The organism is Treponema sp. R8-4-B8, assembly GCF_054786175.1.
The window spans coordinates 25,001-46,202 of sequence record NZ_BDHE01000008.1; the positions used below are offsets into that span (position 1 = coordinate 25,001).

At 41.5% G+C, this 21,202-nt stretch carries 21 protein-coding genes and 2 rRNA genes (1 of these 23 only partly in view); 19 read left to right on the plus strand and 4 right to left on the minus strand.

Features of this window, described 5'->3' with window-relative positions; genetic code table 11:
- From ACYVRA_RS02570 to ACYVRA_RS02605, 8 genes are all read left to right on the plus strand, one after another.
- A 23S ribosomal RNA gene (locus ACYVRA_RS02570) occupies window positions 1–791 on the plus strand (it extends 2,141 nt beyond the left edge of the window).
- Window positions 792–911: 120 nt separating this feature from the next.
- A 5S ribosomal RNA gene (gene rrf, locus ACYVRA_RS02575) occupies window positions 912–1,027 on the plus strand.
- 139 nt (window positions 1,028–1,166) lie between these two features.
- Window positions 1,167–1,997: a septal ring lytic transglycosylase RlpA family protein gene (locus ACYVRA_RS02580; RefSeq protein WP_461251186.1), complete on the plus strand. Its 831-nt coding sequence runs from the start codon at window positions 1,167–1,169 to the stop codon at window positions 1,995–1,997.
- Between the two features lie 8 nt (window positions 1,998–2,005).
- Complete coding sequence (locus tag ACYVRA_RS02585; RefSeq protein ID WP_461251187.1) at window positions 2,006–3,043, plus strand: DMT family transporter; 1,038 nt, start codon at window positions 2,006–2,008, stop codon at window positions 3,041–3,043.
- Window positions 3,044–3,232: 189 nt separating this feature from the next.
- Window positions 3,233–4,114, plus strand: a complete 882-nt coding sequence (rhuM, locus tag ACYVRA_RS02590) for a RhuM family protein (protein WP_461251188.1) — start codon at window positions 3,233–3,235, stop codon at window positions 4,112–4,114.
- Between the two features lie 153 nt (window positions 4,115–4,267).
- Complete coding sequence (locus ACYVRA_RS02595; RefSeq protein WP_461251218.1) at window positions 4,268–4,570, plus strand: EamA family transporter; 303 nt, start codon at window positions 4,268–4,270, stop codon at window positions 4,568–4,570.
- A 252-nt stretch (window positions 4,571–4,822) separates the two neighbouring features.
- Window positions 4,823–6,298 carry a DUF262 domain-containing protein gene (locus ACYVRA_RS02600; protein WP_461251189.1) on the plus strand — a complete coding sequence of 492 codons (1,476 nt, stop codon included), beginning with the start codon at window positions 4,823–4,825 and terminating at the stop codon, window positions 6,296–6,298.
- Window positions 6,288–8,309, plus strand: coding sequence for a GmrSD restriction endonuclease domain-containing protein (locus ACYVRA_RS02605; protein ID WP_461251190.1), 2,022 nt, complete (start codon window positions 6,288–6,290; stop codon window positions 8,307–8,309). The genes ACYVRA_RS02600 and ACYVRA_RS02605 overlap by 11 nt, the downstream gene beginning before the upstream one ends.
- A 220-nt stretch (window positions 8,310–8,529) precedes the next feature.
- On the opposite strand, the gene miaA is transcribed toward ACYVRA_RS02605, so the two are convergent.
- Together miaA and ACYVRA_RS02615 are read right to left on the minus strand one after the other, a co-directional pair.
- The gene (miaA, locus tag ACYVRA_RS02610) at window positions 8,530–9,504 is read right to left on the minus strand and encodes a tRNA (adenosine(37)-N6)-dimethylallyltransferase MiaA (protein ID WP_461251191.1); all 975 of its coding nucleotides are present in this window, start codon (window positions 9,502–9,504) and stop codon (window positions 8,530–8,532) included.
- A gap of 5 nt (window positions 9,505–9,509) precedes the next feature.
- Window positions 9,510–9,707, minus strand: coding sequence for a DNA-directed RNA polymerase subunit omega (locus tag ACYVRA_RS02615; protein ID WP_461251192.1), 198 nt, complete (start codon window positions 9,705–9,707; stop codon window positions 9,510–9,512).
- Between the two features lie 391 nt (window positions 9,708–10,098).
- Between ACYVRA_RS02615 and ACYVRA_RS02620 the strand changes: the two genes are divergently transcribed.
- From ACYVRA_RS02620 to ACYVRA_RS02630, 3 genes are all read left to right on the plus strand, one after another.
- Window positions 10,099–11,262 (plus strand): pyridoxal phosphate-dependent aminotransferase, encoded by a 1,164-nt coding sequence (locus ACYVRA_RS02620; RefSeq protein ID WP_461251193.1) that lies wholly within the window; start codon window positions 10,099–10,101, stop codon window positions 11,260–11,262.
- A gap of 167 nt (window positions 11,263–11,429) precedes the next feature.
- Window positions 11,430–11,948, plus strand: coding sequence for an ORF6N domain-containing protein (locus ACYVRA_RS02625; RefSeq protein ID WP_461251194.1), 519 nt, complete (start codon window positions 11,430–11,432; stop codon window positions 11,946–11,948).
- A gap of 217 nt (window positions 11,949–12,165) precedes the next feature.
- Entirely contained in the window at window positions 12,166–12,378 is a 213-nt protein-coding gene (locus ACYVRA_RS02630) for a hypothetical protein (protein WP_461251195.1), read from the plus strand.
- A 67-nt stretch (window positions 12,379–12,445) separates the two neighbouring features.
- On the opposite strand, the gene ACYVRA_RS02635 is transcribed toward ACYVRA_RS02630, so the two are convergent.
- The gene (locus tag ACYVRA_RS02635; RefSeq protein ID WP_461251196.1) at window positions 12,446–13,312 is read right to left on the minus strand and encodes a Cof-type HAD-IIB family hydrolase; all 867 of its coding nucleotides are present in this window, start codon (window positions 13,310–13,312) and stop codon (window positions 12,446–12,448) included.
- A gap of 232 nt (window positions 13,313–13,544) precedes the next feature.
- Here ACYVRA_RS02635 and ACYVRA_RS02640 point away from each other — a divergent pair, with 232 nt between their 5' ends.
- The 3 genes from ACYVRA_RS02640 to ACYVRA_RS02650 all read left to right on the plus strand — a co-directional run bounded on the left by ACYVRA_RS02640 (window position 13,545) and on the right by ACYVRA_RS02650 (window position 14,990).
- Window positions 13,545–14,309, plus strand: coding sequence for a DUF6560 family protein (locus tag ACYVRA_RS02640; protein ID WP_461251197.1), 765 nt, complete (start codon window positions 13,545–13,547; stop codon window positions 14,307–14,309).
- Window positions 14,310–14,387: 78 nt separating this feature from the next.
- Entirely contained in the window at window positions 14,388–14,843 is a 456-nt protein-coding gene (locus ACYVRA_RS02645; protein WP_461251198.1) for a hypothetical protein, read from the plus strand.
- A 12-nt stretch (window positions 14,844–14,855) separates the two neighbouring features.
- Window positions 14,856–14,990, plus strand: coding sequence for a hypothetical protein (locus ACYVRA_RS02650; RefSeq protein WP_461251199.1), 135 nt, complete (start codon window positions 14,856–14,858; stop codon window positions 14,988–14,990).
- Window positions 14,991–15,238: 248 nt separating this feature from the next.
- Here the strand turns inward: ACYVRA_RS02650 and ACYVRA_RS02655 are convergent, their stop codons facing one another.
- Window positions 15,239–16,237, minus strand: coding sequence for a PstS family phosphate ABC transporter substrate-binding protein (locus tag ACYVRA_RS02655; protein WP_461251200.1), 999 nt, complete (start codon window positions 16,235–16,237; stop codon window positions 15,239–15,241).
- Window positions 16,238–16,673: 436 nt separating this feature from the next.
- On the opposite strand from ACYVRA_RS02655, the gene ACYVRA_RS02660 reads away from it, so the two are divergent.
- From ACYVRA_RS02660 to ACYVRA_RS02680, 5 genes are all read left to right on the plus strand, one after another.
- Window positions 16,674–17,219 carry a DUF6560 family protein gene (locus ACYVRA_RS02660; protein WP_461251201.1) on the plus strand — a complete coding sequence of 182 codons (546 nt, stop codon included), beginning with the start codon at window positions 16,674–16,676 and terminating at the stop codon, window positions 17,217–17,219.
- Window positions 17,220–17,296: 77 nt separating this feature from the next.
- A complete protein-coding gene (locus ACYVRA_RS02665; protein WP_461251202.1) occupies window positions 17,297–18,316 on the plus strand; it encodes a PfkB family carbohydrate kinase in 1,020 nt (339 codons plus the stop codon).
- Window positions 18,317–18,405: 89 nt separating this feature from the next.
- A complete protein-coding gene (locus ACYVRA_RS02670) occupies window positions 18,406–19,293 on the plus strand; it encodes a homocysteine S-methyltransferase family protein (RefSeq protein ID WP_461251203.1) in 888 nt (295 codons plus the stop codon).
- Between the two features lie 32 nt (window positions 19,294–19,325).
- The gene (locus tag ACYVRA_RS02675) at window positions 19,326–20,384 is read left to right on the plus strand and encodes a uroporphyrinogen decarboxylase/cobalamine-independent methonine synthase family protein (protein WP_461251204.1); all 1,059 of its coding nucleotides are present in this window, start codon (window positions 19,326–19,328) and stop codon (window positions 20,382–20,384) included.
- A 10-nt stretch (window positions 20,385–20,394) separates the two neighbouring features.
- Window positions 20,395–21,183, plus strand: a complete 789-nt coding sequence (locus ACYVRA_RS02680; RefSeq protein ID WP_461251205.1) for an ATP-binding protein — start codon at window positions 20,395–20,397, stop codon at window positions 21,181–21,183.
- The last annotated feature ends 19 nt before the right edge of the window (window positions 21,184–21,202 follow it).

A 21,202-nucleotide genomic window follows, 5' to 3' on the forward strand; every position in this document is an offset into this window, starting at 1 on the left:
GGATAGGTGGGAGGCTATGAGGCATGGGCGTTAGCTTGTGCGGAGCCAATGGTGAAATACCACCCTTGTTTGATTAGGTTTCTAACCCGACCCGTGAATCCGGGCCGGGGACAGTGATAGGCAGGCGGTTTGACTGGGGCGGTCGCCTCCAAAAGAGTAACGGAGGTGCGCGAAGGTCTCCTCGCGCCGGTTGGAAATCGGCGCATGAGTGTAAAGGCACAAGGAGGCTTGACTGCGAGGCTGACAGGCCGAGCAGGTACGAAAGTAGGTCTTAGTGATCTGGCGGCAGCGAGTGGAAGCGCCGTCACTTAACGGATAAAAGGTACTCCGGGGATAACAGGCTGATCTTCCCCAAGAGTCCACATCGACGGGAAGGTTTGGCACCTCGATGTCGGCTCATCGTATCCTGGGGCTGAAGCAGGTCCCAAGGGTTTGGCTGTTCGCCAATTAAAACGGTACGTGAGCTGGGTTCAGAACGTCGCGAGACAGTTCGGTCCCTATCTGCCATGGGCGCTGGATGGTTGAGAGGAGCTGTTTTTAGTACGAGAGGACCGAAATGGACCGACCGCTGGTGTACCGGTTGTCCCGCCAGGGGCAAGTGCCGGGTAGCTACGTCGGGACGGGATAACCGCTGAAGGCATCTAAGCGGGAAGCCCTCCTCAAGATAAACCATCCCTGGGGGTTCAACCCCCCTAAAGGTACCAGGAAGACTACCTGGTTGATAGGTTGGAGGTCTAAGCATGGTAACATGTTCAGCCGACCAATACTAATCTACCGTGAGGCTTGACCATATTATTGTTCCAAAATTGATCGCTATGCGGTCAGCTATGTAACATTGCGGAGTAAATGTGTTAAAAAGTCATTTTACCCCGCAAGCGATAAAAAGCTATAGTTTTGTAAGAGTATTATTGCCCGGTGATTATTGCGGAGGTGGCACACCCGTTCCCTTTCCGAACACGGAAGTTAAGCCCTCCCGCGCCGATGATACTGCATCTCTAAGGTGCGGGAAAGTAGGTCATTGCCGGGCTTTTTTTATTTATTTGCCAGCGTGGAGTTTTGCCGAAGGCAAAAAGTTACGCTTTTTTTGCCCCCTACCCCCCCTTGGGGGCTTTTTTTTGCCTTTTTTTGAATTACAGAGTAAAAATCAATATGCCGATATTAACGATATGAAAAAGAAATATTTATTTTTAGCTATTTTGTTTTTGTCAGTAATTATGCCGTTTCAATTGCAGGCTCAAAGCGCGGACGTTTTCCGCCAGGAAGGAATAGCTTCGTGGTATGGCAGAGAATTTGAGGGGCGCCCGACAGCGTCGGGGGAAATTTTTGACGCATCGCAACTGACCGCGGCTCATCCAAGCCTGCCTTTTGGAACAATGCTTATTGTCACAAATCAGCATAATAAAAAGAGCGTAACGGTAAGGGTAAATGACCGCGGACCGTTTGTCCCCGCGAGAATTATCGACGTGTCAAGGGCGGCGGCTGAAAAGCTGGACATGATTGTTACGGGAACCGCTCCAGTTACCGTTGAAAGTATAGACAAGATCGCCATATCAACCCCTGTTTTGGGGACGCAAATGGCTCCTCCTGCGGTTACTTCCCAGTCTGCCGCTCCTGTTGCAACCGCTCAAACCGCGCCGGTTCAAAGCGCTCCTGTTCAAACTGTCCCTGCTCAAACCGCGCCTGCAATTGTTTCTCAGCCTGTTACTGTTTTTATCCCTACAGGTCAAATTAAATTAACGCCAGAAATCAATATTGTACCCGGAAAAAATTACCGCTTGCAGGTTGGCTCTTTTAGAAATGCGAAAAACGCGGTTGAAGCGTTTGATAAATTAAAGGCTTCCGGGCTTGCTCCCGCTTATGAACGGTTTATTAACAGTGATAATGTTGAGTTTTACCGCGTGGTGGTCGCTGGAGTGCGCGGAAGCGACGTGCGATTAACCGCGGAAAAAATCAGCGCCGCCGGTTTTAGGGAAGCGATAATTAAAGAAGAAAACTAATAATCTTTATGAATAATAAACCTCTTATCAGCCGCACCGCGTTACGGGCGGATTTTCTTCTGATTCTTACCGCGGCTATCTGGGGGTTTGGTTTTGTCGCCCAACTTTCCGGAATGGAATATTTCGGGCCGTTTGCGTATAACGGAGTTCGTTTTATTTTAGGAAGCCTCTCGCTGGTTCCGCTTATTCTTGTCAGGCGAAAAAAAGCGGCTTCTTCAGAATCACTGCTATCGTTTAATTATTTATTAAAGGCTTCTCTTGCGGCGGGAAGCTGTCTTTTTATCGCCGTTATTCTTCAACAGCTCGGTTTAATTTTTACTACCGCCGGAAACGCCGGTTTTATTACGGGGCTTTATGTGGTATTTACCCCTATTGTGGGAATTTTTCTTGGAAGAAAAACCGGGCTTCCCACGTGGATTGGTTCCGTTCTGACTCTCATAGGGCTTTATTTTGTCAGCGCCGCGGGCCGTCCTTCAGTGAATCCCGGCGATATAATCACCTTTATTAGCGCGTTTTTATGGACAGCGCACGTTCTGCTTATCGACAAGTTTATGAATGTTGATATACAGCGTAATATTTCAATTGATCCCGTAGAGCTTTCCGCCGGTCAATTTTTTATTTGCGGAGTATTGATGCTGTTAGGCGCTTTTTTTGTTGAGCCTCATGTGACTTCCGCGGTAGAAAAAATTAATCCCTCGTTGCTTGATAAAGGCCTTTTTGAATGGCTGCCTTTCCCGAATCTTATCGCCGCTTTTAAAAACGGCGCTTTGAGGCTTTCTTTGCAGATGTTAATTCCAATCCTATACGGCGGACTTGGCTCTGTCGGAATCGCCTATACTCTTCAAGTAGTCGCCCAACGCGACGCTCCTCCCGCCCACGCGGTTATAATCCTCTGTTTTGAAGGCTGCTTCGCCGCTCTTGGTGGGGTGTTATTGCTTTCTGAGAAAATCAGTTTATGGTCATTGCTGGGATTTATTCTGATGCTTGCAGGGATGTTGGCTACCCAGTGGGATGTGATTGTTAAGGCGAATAGGGTGGGTAGTTAATTAATAATCTGATGTTGTATATACAGTCTCTGTTTCCTGAACAAAATCACTATTAATAATTCACAAGAACCAGATGAAAAAATATGGGCAAATAATTCGTTCAGAGAGTTATTCTCTCTGATTGGTTATACAGTAGCATATGACGCGCCATCTTCTTTTTTCTTTTGAACATTGTTATACTGTAAATTAATGGGTAAAAGCGAATTAGTATTGTATCAACCCGACAACTCTATTGCGGTCGAAGTCAGACTGGAAGATGAAAATGTCTGGCTAAACAGACAGCAAATATCCGTTTTATTCGATAGGGATATAAAAACCATCGGAAAACATATCAATAATGCGTTGAATGAAGAACTGGCAGATTTTTCAACTGTCGCAAAATTTGCGACAGTTGGAGAAGAAAAAAGTGGAAATCCAGTTGTCGCAAAATTTGCGACAACTGCCACAAATGGCAAAGTTTACCAAATGGAATACTATGGTCTTGATGTGATTTTATCGGTTGGGTATCGTGTAAAATCAAATCGTGGCATTCAATTTAGAATATGGGCTAACCATGTTTTGAAAAACTATTTAATGAAAGGCTATGCGGTCAACAAAAGGTTTGAACGTTTAGAAAATCGTGTAACTAAAACAGAGAAAAAAATAGATTTTTTTGTTAAAACTGCCTTACCCCCGATACAGGGTATTTTTTATGAAGGACAAATTTTTGACGCTTATATATTCGCCTCTAATTTGATAAAATCGGCAAAGAATTCAATTATTTTAATTGATAACTATGTAGATGAAAGCGTTTTACTCTTGCTGTCCAAACGGCAAACAAAAGTCAGCGCACAGATTTATACAAAACGTATATCCGCACAATTACAGTTGGACTTAAAAAAGCATAATTCACAGTATGAACCGATACATATTAACACATCAGACGCTTTCCATGACCGCTTTTTAGTCATTGATAATACAGTATATTTTATAGGCGCTTCACTTAAAGACTTGGGCAAAAAACTGTTTGCTTTTTCAAAAATGGAAATCAAACATACGGAACTTTTATCTGCAAAAAAGAACAGTAATTAACATTTTCTGTAATTACTCATTACTCATTGTGTACACTGCAAGGGAAGCGAAAAGCTGATATTAACGTTTGTATATTGATAAAAGAAAGATAAGGATATTATCAACCAGTTACTTGATAAAGGCCTTTTTGAATGGCTGCCTTTCTCGGATCTTATTGCCGCTTTTAAAAACGGCGCTCTGCGGCTTTCTTTGCAGATGTTAATTCCAATCCTATACGGCGGACTTGGCTCTGTCGGAATCGCCTATACTCTTCAAGTAGTCGCCCAACGCGACGCTCCTTCCGCCCACGCGGTTATAATCCTCTGCTTTGAAGGCTGCTTCGCCGCTCTTGGTGGGGTGTTATTGCTTTCTGAGAAAATCAGTTTATGGTCATTGCTGGGATTTATTCTGATGCTTGCCGGAATGCTGGCTACCCAGTGGGATGTGATTGTAAAGGCGAATAGGGTGGGTAGTTAATAATATATTTACAAAATATTTTACCACGAACCACACGAACTGCGTACTTTCGGTACGCTCACGTACTTTTTGCATATAGCTATTTACGATTTATAATACCACCATTATGGTGTAATATACAAGAAAGAGTATACTACTGAATTTAGATAGCAGATACATTTGCGTGTACATCCGAAGCTGAAGGTTGCATGTCCGAATCCTGTATCTCTCAGAAACTTTTAACCGACATTCGGTGTGGGAGGAGACAATTAAATGTCCGCTAATTTGAAACTTGCAATAACCAAAATCGGCGACTTATTGTTGCACAATGAAATTACACAGGATATAGACGGTAATGCTATTTCTGGCATTAATTTGAAGATACCAGATTATCAACGGCCATATAAGTGGACTGCTAAAAATGTAATTCAGTTATTGGACGATATTCTTGATGCCAAAGATGCGAACAAGGAAACCTATCGCGTTGGTACACTTATTCTTCATCAAGATGGCGAGAGAACCTATAATATCGTTGACGGGCAGCAAAGAACAATCACTTTTTCACTGTTATTAAAAGCCCTTAAAAGCGATTTGGCTATCAGGTTTTTGGAGCAGTCTTTGACGGGTAATCAGTATAACACGCGCAATGTGCCCAATAATTTTCGCGCTCTCGAAAGGCGCGTCAATAACATGGCTGATGAAAAAGACAAAAGTGATCTGAAAAAAGATATGCTTAAATATATTCAGGATAATTGCGAGCTTATCGTCGTAATCACTGAAGACATTTCGGAAGCTTTTCAATTTTTTGATTCACAAAACGCACGCGGTAAAAAGCTGTATCCACATGATTTGCTCAAAGCGTATCATCTTCGCGAGATGAACGATATGGACGCGGCTGAAATCGAGAGGACGGTAAAAGGTTGGGAGGATTTAGACCAAAAAGCCCTATCTGCGCTGTTCAATGAGTATCTGTACCGTGTAAAAGAATGGACGAAGGGCAACAGAGCGTTGGAATTGACTGAGCATAATATCCATAAATTTAAGGGTATAACCCGACAGGAAAATTATCCTTATGCCCAGTTCTACAAAGGCGCATATGCGTATTCGGATATGGTCAACCATTCCGCGATACCGTTTGTAGCTGGCATACGGAACATTAATGCTTTTCAATTAGACACACCGATTGTCGCTGGCAAACCGTTTTTTGACTACGCAAAGCATTACTTTGATATTCTGAAGGACATTCAGAATAATGATAAATACGAAGGTTATTACATCAATGATAACGAAATTGTAAAAACGCTTGACCTGGGCAAGTATAAAAACGGTGTCGGGAACCGGATTACAAGGTTGTTGTTCGATACTGCCATTTTGCTTTACGTTGACAGGTTCTGCCCGGAAAGGCCGACAAAAACAGATTCAGCGATGATCGATCAGTTTGTGGTGTTTGCTTTTATCTGGGCTTATTCGCTTAGGGCGCAGTATTACAATCTTGGCTGGCTTACGGCGCAGAACTATATTATTGGCAATGGCGTGATTAACTCGTTCAACCTTTACAGAGTTATAACCGAAGCCGATTCGCCTGTGGCGCTCCTGAGTAAGCTTTCGGATAAGGTAAACTCTTTGCCAAACAACGAAATCGTGGCAAAAAAGGACGGTATAGACGAGAGGAACAACGAGGGCATTTATCAAAACTATCTTCACTACTTTAGGACGAACAAATTTATGGAGGACGAAAATGAAAAATAAAAATCTGCCGCTTAAAGAAATGTCCATTAATGAACTCTATAACGGCGATAAGGCGATCTATGAAGTACCGATTTATCAGAGAAATTACGCATGGGAAAAAGACGAGATTTCCGCGCTGATTCAAGACGTTTATGATGCTTATACCGCAAACAAGCAGACATATTACATAGGCACGTTGGTGACGTTTCATAAAGGTGACAATGTTTATGAGATCATCGACGGACAGCAGCGGCTGACGACCATCAATCTTATTTTGTGTGCGTTGCAGATAACTATACAAAACAAGCTTACTTACCGTGCGAGGAAAAAATCAAACGATACCATACAAAACATTCCGTCTTTTGAGGTAGAAGAAAAAGATAACGGAATCGTAAATGGCTACCGATTCGTAAAAGACGCTATCGACGAGGTTGTTCTGAAAACTAAGCAGGATGATTTTAAAAACTTCTTTCTCCACAGTGTTCATCTGATACATTATCAAGTGCCGAAGGATATAGACTTGAATCATTATTTTGAAATAATGAACTCAAGGGGCGAACAACTCGAAAAGCATGAAATTATTAAGGCTCGGCTCATTGAAAAGTTTAGACCCGAAGATAGGGCAAAGTTTAACCGCCTTTGGGAATCTTGCAGCGAAATGAATGTCTACATTCAACAGAAACACGCTGACGCTGAAAAAATTTTCGGCAGGCAATTGTGTGATTTTAAAGTCGATTCTTTTGACGATTTGCCAAGCTTCATTGATAATAGTGGTACAATAAAAATCGACGACCTTATAAAATATGCAGGGAGTGAAAGCAAAGGAGAACCGAAGGATAAATTAGATACATTCCAGCCGATTATGGATTTCTCTAATTTCCTGTTGGTTGTGCTGAAACTTACCAGAATAGACGAGAAAACTTTTAAGCCGACAAGTTTAATTTTAGATGACAAAGAACTCCTAAAAGAGTTTGACAAGGTGAAAAATGATGGGCTTTTGAACGAGGATTTTGTGAAGAGATTCGGCTTTAATTTGCTAAAAGCAAAATTTTTGTTGGATAATTATCTTGTTCATCATTCCAACGAAGACGATACTGTGGAAAATAATCCATGGAAGTTGCAACGCTGGCAGAATGACGGCAAAAAGAGCTATCTGAAAAATTTGGATGAAGATAGCAACGACAAAGACAGCGATGTGCAGCATAAATTGGTGCATATGCTTTCTATGTTCGAAGTGTCATTCACGCCACGGCAAAGAAAAAATTACCTTTTCTACTGCCTGTTATATCTGTTTAAAGCCAATAGTTGGGATGTCTATAAGTATTGCCGATTTGTTTCCGGTTTGGCGGACAAATATTTTTATGACGTATATTTGAAGGTTGAAAATCTCAATGAAATCAATACTCCGATACCTGGAAGTTTTGACGACATCATACTTATTGACAATGTACTTGATATTAATATTTACAATAAAGTATTTGATTTTACAGGTATTTACGGAGATGGCACAAAGGCATCGAATGGGATTCCGTTGTTTATCTTCAACTATCTTGACTATAAACTATGGGAAAAATACTACAGCGAACTGCGCGGGGAGAAAAGCAAAGAAGGCGACAAGGCGAGAAGCGCCTTTTTTGAGACTCTCGGCTGTGGTGACTTCGGTCTAAAGGTTTTTGAACAATTTTATTTTTCAAGAACACGCAGGAGTTTGGAGCATTATTATCCACAAGCTAACGTAAATAGTGAAAATGATACTCCGACAAAAGAACAAATCAACTGCCTTGGTAATTACGCTATGATTGGTAGTGAAGTGAACAGTTCCGGTTCAAATTGGAGTCCAAAAGTGAAGCTCGACCATTACTTAGATTCTTCCGGGAAGATAAAACAAGTCAGCGTTGCCTCAATCAAGTTTATGGTTATGATGCAGATGTGCAAAAAAAATATAAATAACCGAGAATCTGGGAAAGAGTGGACATTCGACGACATATCAGCGCACCAAAACAAAATGATTAATATTTTGGGCGTGAAATAAAACGTATAGAATACGCTTTATTGACAGATGAGATATACTTCGGTTTGGCTGGCTAAAATACCTAAGTTACTAAAAACTAATAGGATTCCAAGTAAAATTCTTGGTCATACATCTTGCCAACACTTTGAAATAAAGCATCATTATAGATAACTAACTCTTATCCCTCTTTGTGATCTTTGTCCCTTTGTGTTCTTTGTGTGAAATCTTCCGATAAAATATTTTAAAGTAATGCTCTGATTTTCCCCGCCGTCTCCACATCATCGCGCCCGGGCTCTATCCAGTTTACATTAGAAATACCCGAAAAAAAAGTGATTTGACGTTTCGCATAACGGCGGCTGTTTTGCGCGATCAAAGCCTGCACTCCTTCGGTATCCTGCGAAAGCCGCCACTTGTCTTGTTTGTCTGCGGAAAAATCGCCGTCTTGCGCCGCCTCGACAAAAAATTCTCGGTAGCCGATGGCTCGCAAGCCGGGGTCTTCGGGGGTGTATCCTGACTTGAAAAGAGAGGTTACCTCGGCGGCAAGACCCTGTTTGAACATGTCGGCGCAGCGTAAGTTTATGCGATGGTATAGTTCTTCTCTGGGGCGGGAAAGGCCTATTATAAGAAAGTTGAATTTGGAACGGTTTTTAGCGGCGTTGGTTTCAAAAGATGAAAGTGGCTTGCCGCAGGAGCGGAAAACTTCCAGAGCGCGAAGGAGACGGTATTCGTCGTTTATGTGGATGCGATTTGCGCTTATGCTGTCGCAGGAGGCAAGTTCTTCCATGAGACTCTCGGCGCCTTTTTCGCTTATCTCCCGCCTTAATTGTTCGCGGATTAATTTGTTGCTGGGGGGGGCTTCGCTCAATCCTAAAATAAAGTTTTTTAAATAAAAACCTGTTCCCCCGGACACCACCGGAAGTTTTCCGCGAGAGGCAATTTCAACGCAAGCTTCGTCGGCAAGGCGGACAAAATCACCTGCGTTAAATTGTTCGCAAGGGTCGCGGATATCAATTAAATGGTGGGGAAGCTTTTCTCTTTCATCAGCCGAAGGCTTGGCTGTCCCGATGTTCATGCCTCGGTAGACCTGCATGGAGTCGGCGGAAATAACCTCAGCTTGCAAGTTAGATTGAGAGTTGAAGAGTTGAAGGAGTATGCCGGTCTTGCCTGATGCTGTGGGACCAAAGAGAATTAAAACCGGAATGGCGGCGGTTTCCAAAAGTATTATTCAGCTTCCAGACGGAATTGGACTTCTTTGGTAAAAACCTGTAAGGCGGCAAGGGCTACCATTTTGCCGTCGTAATCGTCTTTTTCATCTTTTTCCAACACAGTAGAAAGCTGATACGCTCTGTGCGAGGCGGCGGTGGTTATTTCGTACATATTGTCACCGTATTCGATTAGTTCTTTTAATGGAAATATCATAGTTAATTTATAGTGAATTTTTCAATTTTTGTCCAGTGGTTAATAGGATTTTATTCGAAATATTTCACACGAAGATCACAAAGTTTTGGGAGTGGGGAGTAGGGAATGGGGAGTGGGGTTGTTGTTCGTTATCTTATCGTAAAGTCAACGCATAGCTTTCAGACAAAAAACCCTGATTCCTCTTTGTTATCTTTGTACCTTTGTGTTCTGCGCACTGACGGCAGCCTAAAGGCCGCCTAGCTTTAATTACAGATAGCGGCATTTATTGGTGCTACGCTGTGCGGCATTATTGATCCACACGGCTGCGCCGTGCGTTTATTGAGCGTGTGTGAAATCTTGTCATATAAGTGCCCTTGCTGTTTTTTATTATTGCCGTTATATTCTTTTTATTATGCGTAAGTTATCAGATAGGACGGCCGGGTTTACTGATTCGGTTATTCGCCGTATGACGCGGATTTCGCTTAAGCATGGGGCGGTTAATCTTTCGCAGGGGTTTCCGGATTTTGATCCGCCAAAGGAAATTTTAGACAGGCTTGCTGAAATCGCGCATACGGGGCCGCATCAGTATTCCATTACATGGGGAGCGCAAAATTTCCGCGAGGCTCTTTCTGATAAACAGTCAAAATTGATGGGCAGGCAAATTGACCCGCAGCGTGAAATCGTGGTGACTTGCGGCAGTACCGAGGCGATGATGGCGGCGATGATGACGGTCGCGAATCCCGGCGACAAGGTGATTGTGTTTTCGCCGTTTTATGAAAATTATGGAGCGGACACGATTCTGTCCGGGGCGGAGCCGATCTATGTGCCTCTGCGCCCGCCTTTGTTCAACTTTGACGCGAATGAACTGGAAGCTGCTTTTAAACAACGTCCCAAAGCGCTGATACTGTGCAACCCTTCAAACCCTTGCGGAAAGGCGTTTACCCGCGATGAATTAACCGTGATTGCTGAACTCGCGAAAAAGTACGACGCGTATGTCATTACAGACGAAGTTTATGAACATATCGTCTATGCGCCGCATACGCATACCTATATCGCGTCATTGCCGGGTATGTTTGAGCGGACTATTTCATGCAGTTCGCTTTCTAAAACTTATTCTATTACAGGCTGGCGGCTTGGATATATTATCGCGGCGGAAGAAATTATTGAAGTGGCAAAAAAGGTGCACGACTTTTTGACGGTAGGCGCGGCGGCTCCCCTGCAGGAAGCGGCGGTTGTTGGATTGCGTTTTCCTTCCGCATATTACGGCAATCTGTTACGTGAATATACCGCGAGGCGGCAACTTTTCCTGAAAGGACTGGATGACCTCGGCATACGGCACACAAATCCTGAAGGCGCATACTATGTAATGCTTGATATTTCAGAATACGGCTATGAAAGCGATCTTGATTTTTGCGAGACGTTAGCTGAAAAAGTCGGCGTGGGCGCGGTTCCCGGTTCCAGTTTTTTCCGAGAAGATGTAAACAGCTTGATACGTTTCCATTTTGCAAAAAAGAACGATACTCTCTATGAAGCGTTGAATAGATTGGAAAAAATGAAAGAGCGAATGAGAAAGTAAAGTTTTTTTTTACCACGAACCGCACGAACCAAAGAGCGAACCAAGAAAAAATGGCGTACAGTCAAGCAAATCAATGATTGTTTTTACGTTTTGCTTGACTGAAAATCGAAATACACGCTATTTTACCTTTTATTTGCTTTTTTTATTTATTGTTATAAAATAAATATATGGCGAAAAAATTGACGCAAATATATAATATGATTTATGAAATTCGCGGATATAAAGTTATGCTTGATATTGATCTTGCTGTATTATATCAGGTAGAAACCAAGTACCTTAACAGAACGGTAAAAAGACATAAAAAACGTTTTCCATCTGATTTTATGTTTCAGCTTACTAAAAGAGAATGTGAAAACTTGAGGTGCCAAATTGGCACCTCAAGTTGGGGCGGTTTAAGATATTTGCCTTATGCGTTTACCGAACAAGGAATAGCGATGCTTTCGGGGCTTTTGAATAGCGATATTGCGATAAAAGTAAATATCAATATTATGCGGACTTTTGTACAGTTAAGACATTATGTGCTTGATAAATCAGGTACAAAATCAGATACAAATAAACAAATAGCGGAACTTCGCAGGTTGCTTATGCTCTATATTGAAAAGAATGATAAGCGGGTGAATGAAATAATAATCGCTCTTAATAATCTTATTACAAAGCCGCCTGAAACTAAAAGAATCGGCTTTTAATTATTCTTTACTCAATGTTGCTCTAATCTGAATAATTACATTCATCATTTTTTACTAAGCTCCGACTAACTTTTACGCGTATCTTACCGCCGTCTGTTTTTATTATAATTTCGAGGTATAATTCTATCTTTTTTTCCTTGACAAATATTTAGAGAAGATAATAAAATGTATGCAATGGTAGAAACCAGAAAATACCAAATGTAAATGGAGGATAAAAATGAACATCGACAAAATTGTAGACAAGAAGTACGAAAAAATGACATTCAAGGAAATCGCCGCCGCTCCGGTAGACGCGCTTTCCGGCATCAGTGAAGGCGATGCTGATTTGCTCAAAAAAGCCTTTAAGGTAAAAACCGTTTCAGACTTAGCAAAACTCAAATATGTGAAGTGGGCGCAGGCCATCTGCACCCTTGCAGACGGTGAAGCATGATTAACAGCCTCGCCCCTAAAGGGCGGGGTGTTAATTAGGTTCGTTGTAGAATTCTAGATATCCCTTTTTATAGAAAAACCTGTTCCAGATAGACAGCCAGTCCTTCTTCGGTATTGGGACCATAAATCAAATCAGCCTGCTCGCGGATTTTTTCTCTCGCGTTTTCGGGGGCTCCGGCAAATCCCGCGATAGGGAACATCGGCACGTCGTTTTCTTCATCTCCAAACGCGATTACTTCTTCGGGTTTTAGCCCCCTGTGTTCCATCGTGATTTTTAAACCTTCGCCCTTTGAGACTCCGCTGTTCATCACTTCCAAGAATGTCGGATAACTGCGCATTATGCTTATTTTATCGCCAAATCGTTCTTTGAATTTTTGCCGTACTTTATCGTGCAGAGAAGGATCGGCGATAAACATTCCCTTGATGCAGCCGTCAAGCGGCAGGGAGGCAATGCTTTTTAAATCTTTTATAACGGCGGAAACTCCGGTATGCTTGTAATACATTTCCGCTTCGGGACCGTATTTTTCTATTAATAGCGCTTCCCATTTTTGTTTTGGATCTTGTCTGCCGGTATCGGGTGAAATGCCCGCAGGCAAATAAACTTGATAATGTATCCCAAGTTCGCGGGCTAAATCCGCCCCAAAATCGACAACGTCAAGACTTATCAAATTTGTGTGCAATACTTTGCCTGACGGAACATCCGCGATTTCCGCGCCGTTAAAAAAAACCATTGGCCCTTCCGTTCCAATCGCGCTCCTGTATTTTTCCGACGCTTCAATCGCCCTTCCCGTCGAAATTATTATTTGCATTCCCTTGGAAATAAGTTTTTGCAAACATTTTTTTGTCCTGTCTCCTAGGACTCCTTCGGGCAGTAATGTGGTTCCGTCAAGGTCTATCGCAAGAGCCCTAATTTTTTTGGGATCGTAACTTCTCATATTGCAAGTATACAGATAGAATACAAGGTGTTCAACATATAGGATGGAATCTCATGAAAATCAGTTTGTTTATAACGGTTTACGATATTCTACAGAAGTAGGAATGTAAAGCGGTTATACCACCTGTAACCTTTATGTAAAAAAATTGTTTATTTTATAGAAATATGCGATATAATATAAATCTATTATAGTGTTTTTTGAATAAGGTTGTTTTAAATAAGGATGCAGCCAAATGGGCGGATTAGCGGTAATTGCTATTATCATTGTTTTTGTTTTCATTATTGTTATACCTAAAAAAATAAGGCAAATAGAATTCGACGCGGAAGGTAAAATGGATCCGAATAATTTTATTGTTCGTTATAAAAAAAGCACCTTAATATTTTATATAATTTATACCATAATGTTTGCGTCTACATTAGGATACGTATATTTTCCTTTTAATTTTGATAATGATAAAGAATTACAGCAAGCGTTGGCATTGTCGCTTTTACCATTACCCGGTCTTATCGGTATTTTTCTATGGATCAGATTTAAAATCGTTGTTAATGGCAATCAAATAACGTCCAGAGCTTACTTTGGAAGAAAGAAAACTTTTACTTTTAACGATATTACAAAAATAGAACAGGGGATAAAACAAACGGATGCGGGGCTTACGGAATATATTACCGCATATCATCAAGAGGAAAAGCTTTTTACTGTTAAATCCGCGTGTCCGGGTTATAATGTTTTGATTTCATGCTTAAAAGATAAGGGCGCGCGTTTTGTAATTGGAAAAAAATGCATGCAATGCAATAATGTATATTTAGTTTCAGATAGAGTATGTCCTAATTGCCGTTCATCTTTATTTCAAGAAATAATTCAGGAAAGAACAAGTCAAAGTCAAGGATATAAACCGTTATTTGCGCCCGTGTCAGGCGATACGTGGGTTTGTAAAAAATGTGGACAGGTAAATAGTACTAATTCTTCAATGTGTAAAGGGTGCGGGGATTATAAATAAAACTGTACAGCGGCATCCGTCCGTTGGACGTCTCCGCTGAAAATGCAAGCAGTAAATTAAATTATAAGAGGTTATTGTATGGAAAAGAAAAAAATTGTAACAATCGTAACGGTCATTGTTGTAGTATTAGCGGCTATATTTTTTAATTTTGTTTTACCGCCTATTATAGAAAATATCAAATTAATGAATGCCATAAAAGAGGACGCGGAAAATGAGAATAATAAATGTCCATATATGGCTGATGACGGAATTTCCGTGGAAAAAGTTTCATTTGTTAAAAAAGATAAAAAAGTTGTTTATGAATTTAAATTATTGAATTATAGTAAATCTGATTTTTATGATTTAGAAGCGTTTAGAACTAATGTAACTCAGTCATTAATTCAGGGAATAGAACAATCAATAAAAACAGATGATTCGATGGGTAAAATAAAAGATAAAAATGTTGTTTGGGAGTATATATATTACGACAACCAAAACGAAGAATTAACAAGGGTGAAAATTTTATTAAATGAGCCGGTTAAGGCAATTGAGTAAACAAGGGAATAAATGAAAAAGAATTTTATTATTCCCGTCTTGTTTTTAATGCTGATATTCAGCGCAATGGGAGTATACGGGCAATCTGACGAAGATGCCAACGAAAGCGGGTTAACGCTCTTGGGCAAAATAATAATAACGGAATAGTCATAGTCATTGCTATTATTGGCGGAATTATTCTTTTTGCGATAATTCTTTCGATAATGGCAAATAAAATGAAAAAGCGCATGATGCAAGACAAGAGGTTAAAAGACGAGAGCGTACCTATAAGCGGTAAAACAAATATTCAAAATTAATTTTACTTTGTTGACTTATTTTCTCACATTGCATACTATTGTATGTAGGATACTTTTCCTTGTCATTATCCTCCTTTGATAATATGCCATGAATAATTGTCATTTTGTCGCGCCTTTATTAATAGGCACATAACCGGTTTTTTCAACTAAATATTGTCCTTCTTCCGATAAAATCCAGTTTATAAACTTTTTTGCGTTATCTGTTTCGTTCCCCGTTGTTATCGCGTAAAATGTGTTGGAAAAAATATATTCGCCGGAAATAATTGTTTCCCTAGAAGGCTTTACCCCATCTATCGCAAGTATTTTTATTAGATTGCTGTTTACCATGTCCGTAGTAAAATATAAAAATGTATATCCTATTGTGGTAGGGGGATAAGGAAAAATTACCGCTACTCCCGTAAACAATGAAGTCATTTTATAAACAACCTGCCGCCGCGCCGGCTCAATTATCGGCGTGTCACCCATTATCGACTCAAGAAGCGTCTGACTGCCGCTTCCTTTGTTACGTTGAAACGCCTCAATTTTATAATCTTCCCAGCCTAATTCTTTCCAATTTGTAATTTTTCCTGAGTATATCCCACGTATTTGCGCGGATGAGATATTATTTACCGGGTTTTTCGCGTCTACAATAAATACAAATGCGTCTTTCCCTATCGGCGTCATATTGAGCGTTAATCCTTTTTCTTTTGCTTCTTGAATTTGATCTTTTGAAGGCTCCATGCAAAAAATAATGTCAACATCTCCATTTATAAGACTTTTATATGCGTTAGGTGTTGTCGTGCATCTTACAAATCCGCTGTCAAACTGATATTTGCCATTGACCTTGTTATAATTTGATTTTGGATACACTGCCTGAACAAAAGACGCGTAAACGGGAAATAAAGCTGTAGCGCCGTCTAATTTTGGCAAATTATTTTTTAGCATTAGGCTGGATTTCGCAGGTAGTGTGGCAAGCCGGGAACTTTTAAATGGCGCATAATTTTCAAGTCTCACATCGTTGAACCATTCAACATTTTTATTTTCTTTTTTACCTGATGGAAATAATAAGGCTTCACAAGAGAAAAAGAGCGCTAAAAAAAACAAAGGCTTAAATTTCATAACATATCCTTACAATGCTTTCGCCGTTTCCTGCGTCAATATTGGGCGCGGTTTGCGAATGTTAAACGGAAAAAGAGACATTTATGGAGATAATTCCATAGTTTAATACTAAATTTTTTTAATATTTAAGTCAATCTACATTCCTTTTCTTGCGCTGAGATAAGCCGATAAGGGCGTGCGTTTTGAAAATTGATAAATCGCATCAATCTTAAAGATGCAACTAAAAGCGTATATTTATTTTTTTTAAGATATATGTGATATAATATTAGTAAGTTTAGGTGGAATCTTTCCTCCAAACAGGGAAATATTATTGCAATTAATAACTTTAACCTGGTACAAAATTATCGCGCTACACTGGGCAAATTTGGAATTATTACGCAAGACCAAAGAAGAATCTTGAACTTCCATGAAAAAAATAAATTAAGGAGGCAACTAAATGTATATATATTTATTGATAATTTTTTCCTGCGTTCTCTGTTTTATTGTGCCCTTTCTCGCTATGAGAGAAGCAAATAAAACCGGAAAGATAACGGACGCGGATGATTTTACCGTCCGCAAGCCAAAAACAAATCTTATTATTTTTATTTTATTTATCGTTTTTCTTTTATTCATATATGTAATGTCATTAATGTCGATTGAAGATCAGTCTCAAAAATTTACTTTTGCATTTGGTTTCTTGCCTGTTTTATTACTATTTAATTTTATTGTCTTTATATGCGTCAGGTGGAAAGTTAAAGTAAAAGACAAGCAAATAACATTTACGCCTTATTTTGGAAGAAAAAAAAATTTTGGTTTTGACAATATTACAATGGTAAAATACGGAATAAAATTAATATTGATGAAAAATGGTAGTACGGTACAAAGAGATTATATTAAAGCGTATCATGAAAAGAAAACCTTATTTTTTCTTAGAGACGACTATCCCGGTTTCCGTACGTTTGTCCAAAAATTAAAAGACGAGAGCGTGCCTATTGAGTGGTGAAACGCGCGATGGTAAACATTTTTTAATACTTTGCTTTTCTATAAAAATTAATATATTATTAACGGACAGGAGTTTTTATGAGAGTTATTACTTTTGGTGAGATTATGCTGCGTCTTGCGCCTGAGGGCTATCATCGTTTTGTTCAGGCTAATTCCTACGGCGCGATTTATGGCGGCGGCGAGGCGAATGTCGCCGTCTCTCTTGCCGGTTTTGGAATTGACGCGGCGTTTGTGACAAAACTTCCAAAACATGAAATAGGGCAGGGTGCGGTGAACAGTCTTAGGAAATTCGGAGTAGACACTTCCCTGATCGTCCGCGGCGGCGACAGGGTAGGAATCTATTTCCTTGAAAAAGGAGCTTCCCAGCGACCGTCTAAAGTGATTTATGACCGCGCCCATTCCGCGATTGCTATGGCCGTGGAGTCGGATTTTGACTGGGATAAAATTTTTAAAGACGCGAATTGGTTTCACTTTACGGGGATAACGCCCGCGCTTTCAGATAACGCGGCATCAATCTGCATGGTGGCGGTGAAAGCGGCGCGGTCAAAGGGAATTACAGTCTCCTGCGACATAAATTACCGCGCCAATCTTTGGACGCGGGAGAAAGCCCGCGATGTTATGGGCAAACTTATGGAGTACGTTGATATTTGCATAGCCAACGAAGAAGACGCCGCCGATGTCTTTGGCATTAAAGCGTCTGGTAGCGACGTGACAGCGGGAAAAATCAGCCATGACGGCTACAAAGAAGTAGCCGCCGCCCTTATTAAAAAATTTAGTTTTAAGCAGACCGCAATTACGTTAAGGGAGTCAATTTCAGCTAACGACAACAACTGGGGCGCGATGCTTTGTACGGGAAAAGATTTTTATTTCTCCAAGAAATACGCGGTTCATATCGTGGACAGGGTAGGCGGCGGCGACAGTTTTGGCGCGGGGCTAATATACGCTAATCTTCAGGGAATGTCCCCCGATGAAGGGCTGGAATTTGCAGTCGCGGCAAGCTGCTTAAAACACACAATTGAGGGCGATATTAACCTCGTTTCCGCCGATGAAGTTAAAAAACTTGTCTCCGGCAACGCGTCGGGAAGGGTACAGCGGTAGGTTTTAACGCTCGTTTTTAATATTGTTTTTTCCCGAATAATAGGATAAAATAATAAATCCTCAAACTGGATAAATTTTAGGAGAAAAATATGGCAAGACAAAAAATAACGGAAGCGCTCAATGCTGGAAAGGTTTTAATTTCTGACGGCGCTTGGGGGACTTTTTTGCATAAAAAGGGCTTGAAACCCGGCGAGTGTCCCGAGTTGTGGTGTATCGACAGGCCGGCTGATGTTTTGGATGTGGCGAAAAATTATATTGACGCGGGCGCGGATATGGTCGAGACGGATAGTTTTGGCGGAAGCAGTTTTAAATTGGCTCACTTTAAACTTGACGGCAGGGCGGCGGAAATAAATGAAGCCGCGGCGAAAATATCCCGCCAGGCGGCGGGGGACAATCATTGGGTGATAGCGTCTATCGGCCCCACCGGGAAAATGCTTGTTACTGAAGAAGTTACGAAAGAGGAACTTTACGAGGCGTTTAAGACGCAGGCCGTCGCTTTTGAAAAAGGCGGGGCTGACGCGGCGTGTATTGAAACTATGAGCGATATAGAAGAAGCTTGTCAGGCTGTTAAAGCTGTCAAGGAAAATACAAAATTGGAAATTATCTGTACGTTTACTTTTGAAAAAACCGTACAAGGCGAGTATAGAACGATGATGGGAGCTGATCCTGTTTCGGCGATGAACGCGGTTATTGAGGCGGGCGCGGATATTGTCGGCGCGAATTGCGGCAACGGGATTGAGAGAATGATCGAAATCGTAACTCTTATGAGATCGGCAAATAAAACTATTCCCATTCTTGTTCACGCAAACGCGGGCCTTCCCAAAAATGTAAACGGGCAGACAGTGTTCCCCGAAACTCCCGAAGATATGGCCGCTATCGCGCCAAAACTTGCCGCCGCCGGAGCGAACATAATCGGCGGTTGTTGCGGAACTACGCCGGCTCATATAAAAGCGATTAAAGAAGCGTTAAATAAATAAATTAGTATATTTTTAAGTAAGGAGAATTTATTATGATGAAAACCAAATTTCTTTCCACCGCAATCGGCTCAATGCCTTTTGAGGATCCCGCTTACGCAGTCGGCGTTTCGTTAAAATCTATGGACGCGCCGATTTGGCCGCAGCTTCCGCGTCTTGGGTTGTTGGAGCAAATGGAGGTGCAGTATTCGGAGAATATGCCCTGCGCCGTGGTTGATACCGAAAAAAACAGGCTGTACTTTAAAACTGACGTGGATTATTCGGAAAAATTCGCTGAAGTTTATGAGGCTTATATGGCGGCAACTGAAGAAGGCACGAATGATTTTTCTAAAATGGCAATCAGCGAAAAATATTCCAAGGGCATTTACGCTCTATTAAAAGTTTTAAAAGAAAAAGGCTCCAAAAGGCCGTGGCTTAAAGTGCAGACTACGGGGCCGATTACTTTTGCGCTTTCAATCGTAGATGAAAACAAACGCGCCATGTACTACAACGAAGAATTCCGCGACGTAATTGTAAAATCAATCGCGATGAAAAGCCGCTGGCAGATTCAGCAGTTTAAGCCTTTCGCCGAAAATATTATCTGCTTTTTAGATGAGCCGATTTTGTCGGCTTTTGGAAGCTCAACTTATGTCTCCGTTAAGCGTGAAGACGTGGTAAGCATTTTAGCAGAGTCAATTGAAGCGCTTCATGCCGAAGGCGCTATCGCCGGTATTCACTGCTGCGGCAATACCGAATGGAGCATTCTTATCGACGCGGGTGTGGACATCGTAAACTTTGACGCGTTTGAATACGGCGATACAATCGCCATTTATGCCGACAGCGTAAAAAAACATCTTGAAAAAGGCGGAGTGCTCGCGTGGGGCGTAGTGCCTACTTCTGAAAAAATCAGGGAGCAGACTGTAGAGTCCCTTGAAAAACAGCTTGAAAAAGTTATGGATAATCTTGCTTCAAAAGGCATTGATAAAAAACTGATAATCGATCAGGCGATGATCACTCCTTCGTGCGGGACAGGCTCTCTTGCGGCGGCGGACGCGGAAAAAGTTTTTTCGCTTTTGTGCGATTTAACCAAGCGAATGAAAGAGAAATACGCTTAAAAGGTTATAGATGAAAGTAGCAGTTTCAGGAAAGGGCGGGGTTGGCAAGTCCACTGTCGCCGCCTCTATCGCTTTAATTCTGGCGCAAAGGGGAGGCAGGGTGCTTGCCCTTGACGCCGATCCAGACGCTAATCTTGCCGCGTCTTTGGGTATTCCAAAAACTGTTAAAATTACCCCCATCTCGCGGGAAATCGCGCTCATTGAGGAGAGAACGGGGGCGAAGATTGACAAGTACGGGCAAATTTTTAAACTTAACCCGAATGTCAGCGATGTGGCGGAGAAGTTCGCTGTTTCACATAACGGGGTGGAACTTTTGGTTCTGGGAGCCGTAAAAAGAGGCGGCGGAGGCTGCGCCTGTCCTGAAAATGTTTTTATAAAAGCGTTGGTGAACGATCTTGTTCTGTATAAAAATGAAACTTTAATAATGGACATGGAAGCCGGAATTGAACATTTGGGACGCGCTACTTCAAGCGGCGTAGATGTGATGGTCATTGTAGTTGAGCCTGGCCAGCGCTCTCTTGATTGCGCGGATACGGTTATCAAGATGTCAAAAGAAATAGGGCTTGCTAATTTTGTGATTGTGGGGAACAAGGTGACTTGCGAAGACGACAAACGCTTTATCATTAACGGGCTTTCAGGTTTTAACGTGTCCGCGTTTCTTCCATACTCTGAAAATATTCGCAAAGCGGACAGGGACGGAGTTTCCGCGCTGGACGGAATGAACAGCGAAGAACGCGCGATTTTGGAAAATCTTGTCGAACTTATTTTGAAAATGCCGAGTCAGGGGAAACAGGAATGAGTAACGAAGAACGCGCAAG

Bases quoted from the DNA above. Each gene is read 5' to 3' on its own strand.
- ACYVRA_RS02670 (WP_461251203.1), top strand. From the start codon at position 18,406: ATGGCAAGACAAAAAATAACGGAAGCGCTCAATGCTGGAAAGGTTTTA.
- ACYVRA_RS02625 (WP_461251194.1), top strand. From the start codon at position 11,430: ATGGCGAAAAAATTGACGCAAATATATAATATGATTTATGAAATTCGC.
- ACYVRA_RS02620 (WP_461251193.1), top strand. From the start codon at position 10,099: ATGCGTAAGTTATCAGATAGGACGGCCGGGTTTACTGATTCGGTTATT.
- ACYVRA_RS02650 (WP_461251199.1), top strand. From the start codon at position 14,856: ATGAAAAAGAATTTTATTATTCCCGTCTTGTTTTTAATGCTGATATTC.
- ACYVRA_RS02665 (WP_461251202.1), top strand. From the start codon at position 17,297: ATGAGAGTTATTACTTTTGGTGAGATTATGCTGCGTCTTGCGCCTGAG.
- ACYVRA_RS02645 (WP_461251198.1), top strand. From the start codon at position 14,388: ATGGAAAAGAAAAAAATTGTAACAATCGTAACGGTCATTGTTGTAGTA.
- ACYVRA_RS02660 (WP_461251201.1), top strand. From the start codon at position 16,674: ATGTATATATATTTATTGATAATTTTTTCCTGCGTTCTCTGTTTTATT.
- ACYVRA_RS02585 (WP_461251187.1), top strand. From the start codon at position 2,006: ATGAATAATAAACCTCTTATCAGCCGCACCGCGTTACGGGCGGATTTT.
- ACYVRA_RS02630 (WP_461251195.1), top strand. From the start codon at position 12,166: ATGAACATCGACAAAATTGTAGACAAGAAGTACGAAAAAATGACATTC.
- ACYVRA_RS02675 (WP_461251204.1), top strand. From the start codon at position 19,326: ATGATGAAAACCAAATTTCTTTCCACCGCAATCGGCTCAATGCCTTTT.
- ACYVRA_RS02605 (WP_461251190.1), top strand. From the start codon at position 6,288: ATGAAAAATAAAAATCTGCCGCTTAAAGAAATGTCCATTAATGAACTC.
- ACYVRA_RS02640 (WP_461251197.1), top strand. From the start codon at position 13,545: ATGGGCGGATTAGCGGTAATTGCTATTATCATTGTTTTTGTTTTCATT.
- ACYVRA_RS02580 (WP_461251186.1), top strand. From the start codon at position 1,167: ATGAAAAAGAAATATTTATTTTTAGCTATTTTGTTTTTGTCAGTAATT.
- ACYVRA_RS02635 (WP_461251196.1), bottom strand. From the start codon at position 13,312: ATGAGAAGTTACGATCCCAAAAAAATTAGGGCTCTTGCGATAGACCTT.
- ACYVRA_RS02655 (WP_461251200.1), bottom strand. From the start codon at position 16,237: ATGAAATTTAAGCCTTTGTTTTTTTTAGCGCTCTTTTTCTCTTGTGAA.
- ACYVRA_RS02600 (WP_461251189.1), top strand. From the start codon at position 4,823: ATGTCCGCTAATTTGAAACTTGCAATAACCAAAATCGGCGACTTATTG.
- ACYVRA_RS02615 (WP_461251192.1), bottom strand. From the start codon at position 9,707: ATGATATTTCCATTAAAAGAACTAATCGAATACGGTGACAATATGTAC.
- rhuM (WP_461251188.1), top strand. From the start codon at position 3,233: ATGGGTAAAAGCGAATTAGTATTGTATCAACCCGACAACTCTATTGCG.
- ACYVRA_RS02680 (WP_461251205.1), top strand. From the start codon at position 20,395: ATGAAAGTAGCAGTTTCAGGAAAGGGCGGGGTTGGCAAGTCCACTGTC.